This window comes from Cerasicoccus maritimus (assembly GCA_031296935.1).
Classification (GTDB): Bacteria; Verrucomicrobiota; Verrucomicrobiia; order Opitutales; family Cerasicoccaceae; genus Cerasicoccus; species Cerasicoccus maritimus.
The window spans coordinates 21,703-35,148 of record JAVDPD010000017.1; the positions used below are offsets into that span (position 1 = coordinate 21,703).

General features: G+C 57.7%; 11 protein-coding genes. 5 read left to right on the forward strand and 6 right to left on the reverse strand.

The features are described 5' to 3' along the window. Window positions 1-109 precede the first annotated feature (109 nt). From RBB62_RS12160 to RBB62_RS12175, 4 genes are read right to left on the reverse strand one after another with little or no spacing between them, the layout of a single operon-like run. A complete protein-coding gene (locus tag RBB62_RS12160; RefSeq protein ID WP_309399153.1) occupies window positions 110-1,471 on the reverse strand; it encodes an MFS transporter in 1,362 nt (453 codons plus the stop codon). 48 nt (window positions 1,472-1,519) lie between these two features. After that, on the reverse strand, window positions 1,520-2,212 hold the full coding sequence (locus RBB62_RS12165; RefSeq protein ID WP_309399155.1) for a potassium channel family protein: 693 nt from the start codon (window positions 2,210-2,212) through the stop codon (window positions 1,520-1,522). Window positions 2,213-2,215: 3 nt separating this feature from the next. Continuing rightward, window positions 2,216-2,995 (reverse strand): SAM hydrolase/SAM-dependent halogenase family protein, encoded by a 780-nt coding sequence (locus tag RBB62_RS12170; protein WP_309399156.1) that lies wholly within the window; start codon window positions 2,993-2,995, stop codon window positions 2,216-2,218. Between the two features lie 10 nt (window positions 2,996-3,005). Next, on the reverse strand, window positions 3,006-5,432 hold the full coding sequence (locus tag RBB62_RS12175) for a PAS domain S-box protein (RefSeq protein ID WP_309399158.1): 2,427 nt from the start codon (window positions 5,430-5,432) through the stop codon (window positions 3,006-3,008). 324 nt (window positions 5,433-5,756) lie between these two features. Here RBB62_RS12175 and RBB62_RS12180 point away from each other — a divergent pair, with 324 nt between their 5' ends. Then, window positions 5,757-7,244 carry a hypothetical protein gene (locus RBB62_RS12180; protein ID WP_309399159.1) on the forward strand — a complete coding sequence of 496 codons (1,488 nt, stop codon included), beginning with the start codon at window positions 5,757-5,759 and terminating at the stop codon, window positions 7,242-7,244. A gap of 122 nt (window positions 7,245-7,366) precedes the next feature. Here the strand turns inward: RBB62_RS12180 and RBB62_RS12185 are convergent, their stop codons facing one another. Next, a complete protein-coding gene (locus RBB62_RS12185; protein WP_309399160.1) occupies window positions 7,367-8,350 on the reverse strand; it encodes an undecaprenyl-diphosphate phosphatase in 984 nt (327 codons plus the stop codon). A gap of 118 nt (window positions 8,351-8,468) precedes the next feature. Between RBB62_RS12185 and RBB62_RS12190 the strand changes: the two genes are divergently transcribed. From RBB62_RS12190 to RBB62_RS12205, 4 genes are all read left to right on the forward strand, one after another. Continuing rightward, entirely contained in the window at window positions 8,469-10,178 is a 1,710-nt protein-coding gene (locus RBB62_RS12190) for a hypothetical protein (protein WP_309399161.1), read from the forward strand. 24 nt (window positions 10,179-10,202) lie between these two features. Then, a complete protein-coding gene (locus RBB62_RS12195) occupies window positions 10,203-10,658 on the forward strand; it encodes a DUF695 domain-containing protein (protein ID WP_309399162.1) in 456 nt (151 codons plus the stop codon). Then, the gene (hemG, locus tag RBB62_RS12200) at window positions 10,655-12,016 is read left to right on the forward strand and encodes a protoporphyrinogen oxidase (RefSeq protein WP_309399163.1); all 1,362 of its coding nucleotides are present in this window, start codon (window positions 10,655-10,657) and stop codon (window positions 12,014-12,016) included. Before RBB62_RS12195 ends, hemG begins: the two co-directional genes overlap by 4 nt. A gap of 330 nt (window positions 12,017-12,346) precedes the next feature. Continuing rightward, window positions 12,347-12,538: an ATP-binding protein gene (locus RBB62_RS12205; protein ID WP_309399164.1), complete on the forward strand. Its 192-nt coding sequence runs from the start codon at window positions 12,347-12,349 to the stop codon at window positions 12,536-12,538. A 62-nt stretch (window positions 12,539-12,600) separates the two neighbouring features. Here the strand turns inward: RBB62_RS12205 and RBB62_RS12210 are convergent, their stop codons facing one another. Beyond that, window positions 12,601-13,236 carry a DUF3793 family protein gene (locus tag RBB62_RS12210; protein ID WP_309399165.1) on the reverse strand — a complete coding sequence of 212 codons (636 nt, stop codon included), beginning with the start codon at window positions 13,234-13,236 and terminating at the stop codon, window positions 12,601-12,603. Between the last annotated feature and the right edge of the window lie 210 nt (window positions 13,237-13,446).

Consider the following 13,446-nt stretch of genomic DNA (forward strand, 5'->3'; position numbering starts at 1 on the left):
GTCATTTTGGGCCTAAAAAGTGCATAAAAGTATTGGTTTACAGCTCTTGAAATGACAAAAAAATCCCCTAAAGCATTGATGGGTAGGGGGATGTGTGAGAAATCCAATTTTAGGCGGCTAGTTTTGCCCGTTTTCGCTTATCATAATGCCCGGCCACGGCGAGAAAAGCGGCACCGATGATGAATAACAGGGCGACTGATCCCATGCCCAGTCGGGTGGAAAATGTTGGGTCTTCGGGGTTGTTAAACCAGAGGGCAACGCTGCCCATGAGCCAGGGGCCCATGACCGCGGCGCTCTTGCCGATCATGCTGTAAAACCCGAAAAACGACACCTCGCGTCCGGTTGGAATCAGCGAGGTAAAGTAGCTGCGCGACAGCGCCTGGATGCCGCCTTGCACCATGCCGATCAGGGCCGCGAGCACATACATTTCGGACATCGTGATGCCGAAAAGTTTGAAGGGCTCAGGCTGGATTGTCGCGCCGACGGCGGTCACGCCGAGGTAGATCACGATCGCGATGAAGATCATTTTGCGCGGCCCAATTTTGCCGCCGATCCAGCCAAAGAGGATCGCGCAGGGCACGCCGAATATCTGGACCACGAAGAAGGCGATGAAGATCTTTTCCTTCTCAAAACCGATCGTGGTGCCATAGTTCATGGCGGTCATGATGATGGTGTTCACGCCGTCGATGTAGAAGAGGTAGGCGAGCAGAAACCAGAGGATGGGCTTGATGGCGATGACCTCTTTAAACGTTGCCCAGGTGTCGGTGGCGCCCTCGGTGATCATGGCCCAAACGGAGGGGCGGTTGGGCTTGGGCTGCTCCTTGATGTTCAAGGCCAGCGGCAGGGTAAACAGCGCCCACCAGCAGGCGGCCACGAGATACATCACACGGCTCGCGGCAAAGCCGTCTGCAAAGCCGTATTTTTCGGGATTGAGCGTGATGACAAACGTAATGCCGAGCAGGATGAAGCCCGCGCTGTAGCCAAAGGAGAAGCCCATGCCGCTGACGAAGTGGCGCTTGGCGGGCGTGGACACCGTGGCCAGCATGGAGTCGTAAAAGATGTTGCTCGAATAGAAGCTGACCGTGCCTACGATGTAGATCAGGCTGGCAAGCTGGTAGTCGCCGTGGAGCAGGAAATAACAGGATGCCGTGGCGACGACGCCCACCGAACAAAAGAACAACAGTAGGCGTTTACGCAGCCCACCGAGCTCGCCAATGCTGCCGAGAAACGGCGCGAGCACGGCCACGATCAGCGAGCTGATGGAGAGTGTGCGCCCGAACCACGCGGTCTGCTCGGCGTCGCTTAGGTCCATCGCGTAAACGCTGTTGTAAAGATTGGGAAAGAGCAGCGCCAGGACGATCATGGCGTAGCCGGTGTTAGCCCAATCGTAGAAGGCCCAGGAGATGGTCTGCTTCAGTGACGGTTTGGCGGTGGTGTTGGCGGCAGGCTCGGTGGGAGAATGGCTGCTCATAGTGGTGGCTTTAGCGTGCAATAAGCGCTGGGCTCCGCGAGCCCAAAGTTAATGGTGCTCGTGATGTTTGGCGTAGCTTTTACTGGTGGTCAGGCCGACCAGACGCCCGATGAAAACAGCGATAAACAACACGCCGGAAACCGAGCAGCCAATGGTCGCCGAGCGGGCGGCGTTGGAGACGGGCACGATGTCGCCGTAGCCCAGCGTGGTCAGCGTAACGAAGCTGAAGTAAACGAAGTCCATGGGCGAAGTCACTCCGCCAATTTCAAAACTGTTGGTCGCGATGAGGCTGCCTCTAGCAATCAACTCAATGGCGGCGAAAATGATGGACCAGTTTAACCCCAAGAGCAGGTAGACGCAGATACCACCGCATATGGTGTCGGCGTTGACGCGCTCGTCCACCAATACATCACGCAGAATCGAGAGATTCACGAAGCCATAAAAGGCCAGTTGGAAGGGAAGGGCGAGTAAAGGCGAGGCCTTCATGAAATACGAGCCGGTGCTGATCACATAGGCGATCACGCCCAACGAAGTGGCGAAGATCAACGTGGCGCGTTCATGCGCCAGGGTGCGCAGCGCCAGCACCAAGGTGAGCATCGTAATGATGCCAAGAACCGGTGCCCCCCATCTATCGTCATCGATGATGGGCACGATCACGAGTAGCGCAATCAGCCCGACGAGCAGCATGAAAAACTTATCCAGCTCCATGCGTTGGCGAAAGGTCGGGTTGCTTGCAGTCATGCCCTACTTCAAGACGAGCTCGATGTGTTGGTCAAGGCGGAGATCAAGCTGCTCGGCAGCGTGACCGCCGTTGACGGCGATTTCGAGTAAGCCGCCGCTGCCAAAGTAGGCCAAGGCGCCGCCGGGAGGCGCATCGCTAAAGGTCTTGAGTAGAGGCAGTCGTCGGGGATGCAGGGAGACGGTCGCGTTGGCCAGTGAGAAGCGTTCTTCGATGTATTCCAAGCGGAGGTTGGTGATCGCGTTGCCGTAGTGGTCAATGTAAATAATTTGGCCGAACGCACGCTTTTCATCGTATTCAGGTTTGGGCCAGGGAGTGGCAATCAGCTCGTCCAGCACGGGGCCAACGTCGTCCAGCCTGGCTTTGTCCGCCGCCAGTTGAGCGCCGACGGGGGCAAAGATATCCCGACCGTGAAAGGTATGGGTAACTTCGTCGCGAAACAGCCGGGTATTGGTGATCTGGCGGCATTGTGGGCGGAAGCGTTTCAGCCAGCCAAAGAGGCCATTATCCGGCCCAACGAAATACCTGCCTTCGGCCTCAACAGCCACGGCTGCACGCGTGGAGCCGACGCCGGGGTCGACCACGCAAACGAACACCGTGCCGAGCGGGAAGTCCTGCCAGCATTGACTTAAGATAAACGCTGCGGCGGAGACGTTGCCCGCAGTGACTTGGTGGGAGATGTCGAGTAGCTGGGCTTGCGGGGCAATGGTCAGAGCGACGCCTTTCATGGCGGCCACATACCAATCACGCTCGCCGAAATCAGTGAGGAAGGCGATGGTTTGCATGCTGTCTGGTTTAACTCTCCACGGGGTAGGTGGCGAGATAAGAGATGGCAGCGGAGAGGGATTCTTTCAGTATGATGCTGAGATCGGGCGCGGAGTCTTCGTGTAGATGCTCCTGGTGGTCATTGAGGTGGTTTTCCAGGTGTGCAGCGGCATTGGCCAAGCGGGAGAAGCCTGAGCTGGATGCGACGCCGACAATGGCGTGTAGGCATTGCATGGCATCGTCAATGCTTTCCTCTTGGCGCAATTGTTGGTAATTTCGGACATGCGTTTTGAGCTCCTTCATCGAGAGCGAAAGCACTTCGCGAATCAGGGACGAGTCCTCACCCAGGCGCCGTTCAAGCTCCTCGATGTCAAGGACACACAGCGCATCGTCAGGCTGGTTTGTCGGGCTTCCGGGGTTATCCAGAAAACTGTCCACGATCTCGGCAACGGTATCCGGGCACAGTGGCTTAACGAGGCAGGCGTTCATCCCGGCGGCCAAGCAGGCGCGTCGATCTTCAGGACGCGCATGCGCTGTCATGGCGATGATTGGGGTGGCGGCAAGCTGCTGCCCTGCCTCCCATTCACGGATGGCAAGGGTGGCTTCGAGGCCGTCCACCTCTGGCATCTGGATGTCCATGAAAATGACGTCGTATTGCTTTTGGCGACAGCGCTCGATGGCTTCCAGTCCGTTTGAAGCGGTGTCGACCGTGATGCCTAGTCGGTCGAGCATTCCACGGGCGACAAGCTGATTCACGCGATTGTCCTCGGCCAGCAACGCTTGCGCAGAATGGCGGCGGAGCTTGGTTTCGACTTCCTCGGCTGTAGTGCTGTCCGCATCTTTGCGGGTAAAAGGGCCGGGAAAACCAGACGCGGTTTCCGGCGCAATCTCCAGGCGGGCTGTAAACCAGAATTCTGAGCCCTGGCCAATTCCGCTATGCACGCCGATTTCGCCATCCATCAGCTCCACGATTTCTTTGGATATAGCCAGGCCGAGACCGGTGCCGCCATAGATGCGGGTGGTGGACGCGTCAGCTTGCGTGAATGCATTGAAGAGGCGCTTTTGGACATCTGGGGCAATGCCGATGCCGGAGTCTTTAATGGCAATGCGCAGTATGACGTGGTTCGTCGTTTGCTTGAGTAAATTAACTGACAGGCGGACTTCGCCCTGTTGCGTGAACTTGATGGCGTTGTCCACCAAGTTTTGGATGACTTGCTTGAGCTTGCCGGAATCTCCATTGAGCCGCTGCGGAGCTCGGCGATCGATGTTCGTGCGAAACTCGATGCCGACCTTGGCGGCGCGAAGGCTGAGCGGGGAGGAGAGCTGGCGGATGAGCGCACGCAGGTTGAAGCGGTGGATATCCAGCTCAAGCTTACCGGATTCGGCCTTGGAAAAATCCAGGATCTGATTGATAAGCGTCATCAGCGATTCACTGCTGCTGAGAATTAGGTTGGCGGTGTCTCGGTGGGCATCGGTGAGGCCCTTCATGTCGAGGAGCAAGTGTGTCATGCCGATCACGCCGTTGAGCGGCGTGCGAATTTCATGGCTGACGTTGGCAAGGAACTGGCTTTTGGCCAAACTGGCTTGTTTGGCTTGCTCGGCAAGGCGCAGCAGATCCTCCTTTTGCTGGACGGCGGCGGTGATATCCCAGTTTGTGCCGACCACACGGATGGCCTTGCCCTTGGAGTTGCGTTCCACGGTGGCGAATGCGCGTAGGTGGCGTATTTTGCCTGTTGGCTGGACGACGCGAAAGGCCAGATTGAAGGGCTCGCCGTTGTGGAGTGTTTCGCGCAGTCGCTCAAAATACTCGGCAATATCGTCGGTGTGAAGCCACTCTCCCAAGGCGTCGATTTTGCCGCTAAACTGGTCGGCGCTGATGCCGTAGAGCGCGCACATCTGGGCGTCCCAGCTTAAGTGGTCGTTGGCCAGATCCCAGTCCCACACGCCAACGCCGCCCGCGCGCGTGGCCAAGGCTAGTCGTTCATTTACGGCTTTTAACTCACGCTCCAAGCGTTTGTGTTCCGTGACGTCCTCAATCTGGGAGACGTAAAAGAGCAGCTTGCCATTGGGGTCAAAGACACTGGATACAGTGAGTTTCGCCCAGATGGCGTGTCCATCGGCATGGATGTAGCGCTTTTCGAGATGGTAAACATTAACCTCCCGGTCAAATATCTGCCGATAGTGGTGGATACTTAGCTCGATGTCGTCGGGGTGAGTGATCTCTATAAATGCGATGCCGACTAATTCCTCCCTGCTGTAGCCAAGAATATTGCACAAGGATTCATTGACTCGCAACCAGCGACCTTCAGTGCTACAGATGGCCATACCGATGCCGCTGGCTTCAAAGGCTGCACGAAAACTCGCCTCGCATTCTAGTATGGAAACAGGCGAGGTGTCGGATGCTGGCTTACTGGACTCAAAAAGGGAGGGTAGCCGTTTTTTGGGGTGCGGCTCCATGAAATTGGGGTCGTTGCAAAAACTAAGTGTGTCATTTAGGTGAATTTCCTTTAATTTGTCCAGCTAACACTTGGATCGGCTCGATGGAGGGCATTTTGCGAAGTCTTTTGCTGCTACAGGCAAAGGTGAATCGCTACCGAGAATGACGGTGTTTTTGTCGGGCAGGCTTTGACACGGCTGGATTCCGATAGCACTGGCGATGGCAGGTGATACATATCCATCGACAAACTCATCCTCGTTCTATACCGCGTAATGATAATGCAATTTTCGTTTCCTCAGTTTTTCAGCGCTCTCCTCGCCTTGGTTTGCTTGGGTAGCCCTTTAGTGGCGCAGAATCAGGAGCTACAGGTCGCCGAAGGCGTCGCCAAAGTATTGCCTGGCTTTCAATTCAACAAGCGCCTTGCCGGAAGAACAGATGCCGACCACATTTTGTTGTTTAGCAAAGGGCGTGATGTCGCCTTGGTCACTTGGACGACTGGCGCCCCCAAAAATGTCATTATTCCGGCAAATCCGGCCACTTTCAGTGTATTCAATACCAAGGGGGAGCTGGTTGGGGAGTTTTTTAATGAAGGCTATGCATTGCAGCTTTTTTGCGGCGATATTCCAGCTATCTTTGTGCCCAAGGGAGAAAATCAATTCCTCCAGGTTGCGGCGCTCGCAGAACGCATCCCTGGCGAGATGACTCTTCGTGGCCCCCAGCTGATCTTAATTGACTGCGAGTTTGTTAACCCGATGGATAAGCCCCTGGTTCTGAAGATGCCTGGCAAAAAGAGCGTCGCGCTGAAGTCGGGAGACCGCTTTACCATATCGGAGGAGGTCGAAGTCGGGCGTTCATTTGAGCCCATGTATGTGCCAGTGGGGGCATCGGGCGTCTATCAGATGGTCAAAATCTCAGTGGATAATCCGCTGATGATTGATGTTCGCGCCAACCTGCCGGGCAAGCTCACGGTGGACATTATCAACCCGGCAGGTGACCCATTTTCCGGGCGTATGGCGCTGTCGCTTCTGGGCAGCGATAACGCGCCTTTTGAGTTTCCGGTGGACATGGCGCCTCGAGAAACGATCAAAACGCTGGAAGTTCCACTGGGTATTGAGCTTCCCTTGCCCGCGCCCATCCAGCTTTCACTCACTCAATACATTGGCGATCCGCGTCGCGAAATCACCCTTACTGAAACCAGCGCCCTGCAATTTGTCAATGTGCCGGGACTGATCCCGGGGGCTGATCAAACTCCGGCTGGATGGAAACTTCACGAAATGGGCGATGTCTTTGGCCAGGTGCGAGCCGGTCAACCGCCGAGCGGCGCGCCTTGGGGTAGCAACACGGCCATGATCGCCTACAAATTTGAAGAGCCGGGGGCCGTCATCAGCCTGAAGCCCCTGGACCCGGCTTCCGTCGCGATTGCCGACTTGCCAAGCTCGCTGGGTATGTGGATCAACGGTGACCGCTCTGGTAACCTGATCTCTGTGCGCTGGCGTGACGGCCAGGGCAAGCTCTTCCAACCCAAACCGCGGAAAATCGACTGGAGCGGCTGGCGTTATGAGACCTTCGCCACAGATGGCATGATGCAGCCGCCACTTACTTGGGATAGTTTGGTTCACCTGGAATCTGCCGACAAAAGCTCGGGGGCGATTATGGTTAGCGGCCCAGTGTTTAATTACCAGTCTGAGGTCCAGCGGACGCTCGACGAGGAAGAAGACAAGACGGTGGAAGTTGTGGACGACATTAGTTTCGGCGACGCGATGAAAATTGATCCCACACGGCAGCTCGACACCACTAAATTTCAGCAGGTGCCAAGCGGGACTCAGCAGTAGTGCTAATCGATCTTTCGGCGTAGCCAGCGGATCGACACGTTGACTCTGTTAACAAGAGCGGGGGGCTACAGCGCCAGCGTCGAACACAGAGTCGCAGGGCAAGAGGCGTGGCTCTGGATTGGTCAGAGAAGGAAAACCAGCACCAGCGCGGCCAGTGCCAGGCGATACCACGCAAAGAGCGCGAGCCCGTGCTTGGCCAGATAACTGACCAGCCACTTGACGGCAAACATCGCCGAGATCCATGCTACCACGATGCCGAACAGCGCGGGGCCGGGATCGAGCGCTTTGAGCATGACTGGGCCAACGGATAGCGCCTTGTAGCCGGCAGCGGCAGTCAGCGTGATGAGCCCCAATAAGAAGCTGAACTCCGCCGCGCGCTTGGGCGTAAGCCCGATCAAATAACCGCCGACAATGGTCATCATCGAGCGGCTGGTGCCCGGCCACATGGCCACGCATTGGAGGAAGCCCACGATCAGCGATTGCTTGATGGTCAGCTCGTGCAAGTCTTGGCCAGAAGCTTCGTCGGGGTGGGGTTGTTTTTTGCGCCAATGCTCCACGCCCAGCATCAGCACCGCGCCAGCGGCCAATGCAATGACGATGGGTATCGTTTTGAAAAGCAGGCTTTCGATCAGGTCGTCAAAGAGCAGCCCGAGCACCACGGCGGGCATGAAGGCGGTAAACAAATTACGCGTCAACAGCAGGCCGCTGCGGCTCTTGCCCAGGACGCCCATGAGCATGTCGATCAGGCGACCCCAGTAGAGCAGCACCACGGCGGCAATCGCCCCGGCCTGAATGATGATCGCATAGGCGTCGGCAAAGCCCTTCATCGTCAGCGGACCGTCGTCCGTCATGATGGGCTGCCCGGCGTCGTCCAGCAGGACGGTGTCGGAGTCGAGACCTAGCGCGACATTGGTCAGCAGAAGGTGCCCAGTAGAAGAAATGGGCAGGTATTCGGTGATGCCTTCCACGATGCCGAGGATCAGCGCGTCGAGGTAGGTGATTTCGCTTTTGGCGATACTCGTGGGCTCAGCAGCTGGCTTGTTGTCCTGAGCAAAGAGGGAGACGCTCAGACAAAGCATGAGCAGGAGAGAGAGGGCTTTCCGCATATCTAATTACCATGACTGCCCTAAGCTGAGCTTGGTGTAAAGCCTGCACTGAAGGACGCACAAAGTGTTTGTCACCGCGTGGCACTATCACTAGACCACTCAAATGCTCTGCCTCTATTTGAGAAAACTCTCCATGCTGGGCCTCCTTTGCGCCGCGACTCTGTGCGTTGGCACCAGTCAGCTTCGGGCTGAAGAAGCGCCCCAAGTGTTAGCCGCAGTTAAATTTCCGCCGCTGAAAAAACTCACGGCTGAGGTCATGGGCGTGGCGCGCAAACTTTCTCCCGGTCAGCAGACGGAATTTCTCCCGATGATGGCGCTCGGGCCGTTTGGTTACCCGAATTATCCAGGCGTTTCGGAGACAGAGCCCGTCACGGTCTTTTTCTTTGAGCCGCAAAAGGGCGAGCCGACGCCCTACGTGATCCTGTCGAAGATGGAGTCGACGTCATTGATCAAAACCGCGCTCACGATGAAGTCGCAGGGGGGCAACTCGATGTTTGCGTTCCTGACGCCGGGCTTGTCCGTGACCGAGCGTGACGGGTGGACTCTTTTTGCGGAAAACGAAGCCGCCTTTGACTACGCAACCGACGTCGATGCCCTGGTGGACCTCTCCAACGAAATCTCCGGCTTCGATGTCACGGCGCGCTTCTTCATTGGCCCAGAGCGCATTGCAAAATGGGTTGAGCTGATGAAAGACGAAATCGCCGAAGCCCACGTGCTTAATGGCGGCGCGGAGAGCGACCCCGCGCTCCTGCATAAGCAGCTCTGGGTGGAGTTTCTGGCGACGATTGGCGAAAACCTGGCATGGAGCGGCATGGGACTGGACATCAGCCAAGAGACCTTGTCGCTCGGCTTCTCGGTGCAGGCGATCAAGGACACGCCGGAGTTTGAAGCGCTTTCGATGCCCGTGGGCGGCGAGGCCCAGGTCGGGGATTTCGTTGCTGCTTCGACGATTTCGTTCCTGTCGAAGTGGGACATGCCCGCCGCGCAAAAATACTACGATGTCCTCGAAGCGCGCGGCCTTAAAATAGCTACCGACGGTGGCAAAGAATGGATCACCAAGGCCGGTGCATACAACCGTGAGTTCTACGCGAAGCTGGATGGCACGCACGCAGGCACGATGAGCTTCTCCGACGAAACGCCGGTCAGCACCAATGCGATGGGCGGCTCGTTCGACGCTGACACACTCGATCGCGTCATGCATTTTTACTACGACGAGCTGATCCCGTATTTGATGAAGGAATACACGCCGCCTGAACAACAGGGCTTGGTGGAGCTGCTCTATAAATCCAAGGTCGGTGAAGCTGCCGGTCAGCCGGTCTTCGAGGTGGAGTCGAAAACGCCGGATGTCGCCCCGACTTTGGACGAAGGCGATACGACCGAATTCATGACCGAGCAGACGTATTTTGCCGCCGTCGATGGCGATTTGCTAGGCTCCACTGAGATGTCAGATCTTGAGGCACTCGCCCAACGCGTCAGTAAGGCCGAACCGGCCGACGGCAGCGTAGCCCAGTGCATTCAACTCAAGCCTGGCGAGGCCATGCAGATGCAGGTCGACGTCCGTTCGCTGGTGAAGCTGATGAACCAGGAGTTTGAGCCGGAAAGTGAAGTCGCGCGTCAATCGATGCGCAAGCTGGCTAAGAGCGAGCTGGCCCCGCTTACGGGCGCTTTGACCATTGGTCAGGGGCAGGGCGTTTACCGCCTCACCGCACCGGTCAGCACGTTGGAGAAATTTGCCGAAGCCCAGCGCCAGATCAAGCAGGCCGAGGACGATATGTCGCACGGCGGTAGCCAGCCTGCATTTCCCGTGACAGGCGAGGGTGGACAATAGGCCCGCTTTGTGAAAGCTCCCCGCATGCCCAAGCCCAGCGCCAAGAAAAATTCCCGCTTCCCGGACCCCGCGCCCATGCGTCGCGAGGGCGATATGGACGGCCTGCCCTCGGTGATGCTCGTCAACACCGCGCTCAAGGGCTATGCCGCGACAGAGGACTTCCCTTACCACGTGTGGGTTGCCGTGGGCTACAACTCGACCGACGCCGAGCAGGGCCTGCCCACGGGCAAGGAAGAGCGGACGCTGAGCTCGATTGAGGACGCACTCCTCGCCGCTGTGCGCAAGGGCTCAGCTGGCCATTACATCGGGCACACATCGTGGAATGGCGTGCGCGAGTTTCATTTTTACGTGGATGATCCGGACGACGTGGAAGAGCGCTTGGAGAAGGTTGCCGAGCAGCAACACCGGCCGGTTCAACTGGAAATCAACGAAGACTCGGCTTGGGCCGGCGTCAGTTACTTTTTCGACTACGAGCAATGAGCAAGAGCGCAATTGTCATCGGCGGCGGCATCACGGGGCTGACCCTTGGTTGGGCACTCCAACGCGCAGGGCGGTCTGTCACCGTGCTGGAGAAAAACGCGCAAGCCGGTGGTGCGATCCGCACCATCAAGCGAGACGGCTACCTGGCCGAAGCGGGGCCGAATTCTCTGCTCGTCAACAGCGTGGTGCTGGACAACTTTTTCCGCGGCTTGGGCCTTGGCCCGCAAATGCAAAAGCCGACCGAGGCCGCGAAGAACCGCTACATCCTCCACGAGGGGGAATTCTGCGCCACCCCATCAGGGCCGATGAGCGCCCTGAACACGCCGCTGTTTTCCCTGAGCGCCAAGTTGCGGCTTTTGGGGGATCTCTTTCAGAGTAAGCCCGACCGGCTTCGCGAAGAAAGCCTCGCGCGCTTCGTGGAGCGCCACTTTGGCCCGGAGGTTCTGGAGTATGCGGTCAATCCCTTTGTCGGCGGCATCTACGCGGGCAATCCGGGCAAGCTCTCCGCCCAGCACGCCTTCCCGATGCTGGCAGAGGCCGAGAACGAAGCCGGCTCCGTGATTCGCGGCATGATCAAGCGCCGCAAGGCCAAGCGCGCCCGGGGTGAGACGTTTAAGAGCTACTCACTCTCTTTTAAAGACGGTCTGCAAGAGCTGCCGGATACCTTGGCCCGCAAGCTCGGTGCCGCGCTGAAATTGTCGGCCGACATTCAGTCCGTCGAGCCAACGGATGCTGGCTGGAGTGTTACTTGGCAGGACGCCGAGGGCGCCGCACACACGGAGACTGCCGCCGACCTCTACCTGACCGTCCCGGCGCACGCGCTGGGTAAGCTCGCGCTGCCGAGCGACGTCTCTGACGCCTTGGAGCCGCTGAGTTTGATTGAATACCCGCCGGTGGCGTCGGTCGCCCTTGGTTTTGACCGCCAGCAGATTGAGCACCCGCTGGACGGCTTTGGCGGCCTCATTCCCGAGGTCGAAAAGCGTAAGGCGCTGGGCGTGCTGTTTTCGTCGACCTTGTTCGCTGGCCGCGCGCCCGAGGGCAAGGCCCTGCTGACGGTGTTCGTTGGCGGCGCACGTCAACCTGAGCTCGCTGAAAAGCCTGCGGAGGAAATTCAGGCCATCGCCCTGCGCGAGGTGAACCACCTCCTCGGCGTGACGGGCGACCCGGAGTTTACGGAGGTGACCGTCTGGCCCAAAGCCATCCCGCAATACAATGTCGGCTACGGCGACTTCCTGGAGACGATGAGCGCTGCGGAAGCGAGGTTCCCGGGCCTGCATCTTCTGGGCAACTACCGGGGGGGCATTTCTGTCGGCCAGTGCATCGTTAACGGCGCTGCGGCCGTGGAGCCCTTGGGCTAAGGGCATGTTTACGGTGTCTAGTGCTCGCGCTTGCGCGATGCCGCTGCATTTCCGCTGCTTTGTGGGTAGGTTTCGCCTTTTGAACCCGAAATTAGCGTAAATGAGACGCTATTTCGCTAATGCTGCCTAAAAGTGCGCGTTAATGTGTCTCAATAACAGGCCAAATGGCGCTACTGTGTCTCATTAACGGTTTGAGGCGTGTAAGTTGCTGAAAAATAGGGCTTTATGGAATATTTTTCGTGTTTTACGCTTGCGAAATAGAAAAAACGGGCTTTCCTTATTGAGACACGAGCAAAACGTTCTAACCAATATTCAACCAACAAAATTATCATGTATACCATCAAGCCCGACCTCTGCGTAATGTGCGACGCTTGCCGTCCGGTCTGCCCGCGTAACGCTGTAAGCGCCCACGCAACCGAAAAGACCTACGTGGTCGACGCTGATCTGTGCAACAGCTGCGCCAACATGGGCGCCGTTCGTTGTGTGCCGCAGTGCCCGACCGACGCTATCGTCGCTAAGTAACGCGCAACGCCTTTCGTGGCGATTGCCACAGCGCCGCATCCTCTAGGAGATCGCGGCGTTTTTTATGCGCAGAGCTCTAGCCCAGGCGCGCCGGCGAGGAACTTGAGCGCCAAGCAGCGGGCTTGCTGATACGCGCAGCTGCGGCGCTGGGATTCCTGCATGCAGCCATACACGCGCCAGCCGCAGGCACCGAGACAGGGCAGGGGCATGAGGCCCATGTAACCGAAGACGTCCTCGATTGGATAACCCAAGGCGAGGCCGATCTCGTGCGGCAGGGATCCATGCTCTTCCCAGCGGTCGCGAACCTCGTCGATGAAAGTGTCGGCTTTCAGTGGAAGCTCGTAATTGAGCTTGCCGCTCATCACGCAGGCCGGAGCAATATCGAGCACCTCCTGAAGGCGGTCCGGCTGATAGACCACGAACTTCAGGGCGGTGTCGCTCACGTGCAGCAGGCGGTAGGCAAACCCCCATTCGCCGGCCAGACGCTGCAAGTTGGTCTCAACCTCATCGATGTTGAGATTGAGCTCGCCCCAGGACATCGCCAGGAGCTCGCCGGTTTTTTCGCTGAGCAAGACACTGGCAGCGTTTAGGAACAGCCATTGGTCAAAGCGCCGCGTCCGCTCATCTTGCGATGAGAGCTCGTCCCGCCACTCAAGGTAGGGGGCTGCCGCGTTGCTTGTTTCGACCAATAGTTCCATATTGCAAATGGGTCTTATTAACGGCAGGCCCCCGCGGCAAGCAATTTCTGCCATTAAACTTTTTCTCGGAGGAATGAGAGTAGCTAATGATCGGCAACGCACTGAGTAGCTGTGGCTTACGAATACTGAGACCAAGCAGGACGTTTTTTTACACGAAGAGCACGAAGGCCGAGAGGCAACGCATGGAAACTCACGCAAAGACGCGAAGGC

Excerpts from the sequence above, each read along its gene's own strand:
- RBB62_RS12210 (WP_309399165.1), bottom strand. The coding sequence starts at position 13,236 with ATGGAACTATTGGTCGAAACAAGCAACGCGGCAGCCCCCTACCTTGAG.
- RBB62_RS12185 (WP_309399160.1), bottom strand. The coding sequence starts at position 8,350 with ATGCGGAAAGCCCTCTCTCTCCTGCTCATGCTTTGTCTGAGCGTCTCC.
- RBB62_RS12160 (WP_309399153.1), bottom strand. The coding sequence starts at position 1,471 with ATGAGCAGCCATTCTCCCACCGAGCCTGCCGCCAACACCACCGCCAAA.
- RBB62_RS12195 (WP_309399162.1), top strand. The coding sequence starts at position 10,203 with ATGCCCAAGCCCAGCGCCAAGAAAAATTCCCGCTTCCCGGACCCCGCG.
- RBB62_RS12205 (WP_309399164.1), top strand. The coding sequence starts at position 12,347 with ATGTATACCATCAAGCCCGACCTCTGCGTAATGTGCGACGCTTGCCGT.
- RBB62_RS12165 (WP_309399155.1), bottom strand. The coding sequence starts at position 2,212 with ATGACTGCAAGCAACCCGACCTTTCGCCAACGCATGGAGCTGGATAAG.
- RBB62_RS12175 (WP_309399158.1), bottom strand. The coding sequence starts at position 5,432 with ATGGAGCCGCACCCCAAAAAACGGCTACCCTCCCTTTTTGAGTCCAGT.
- hemG (WP_309399163.1), top strand. The coding sequence starts at position 10,655 with ATGAGCAAGAGCGCAATTGTCATCGGCGGCGGCATCACGGGGCTGACC.
- RBB62_RS12170 (WP_309399156.1), bottom strand. The coding sequence starts at position 2,995 with ATGCAAACCATCGCCTTCCTCACTGATTTCGGCGAGCGTGATTGGTAT.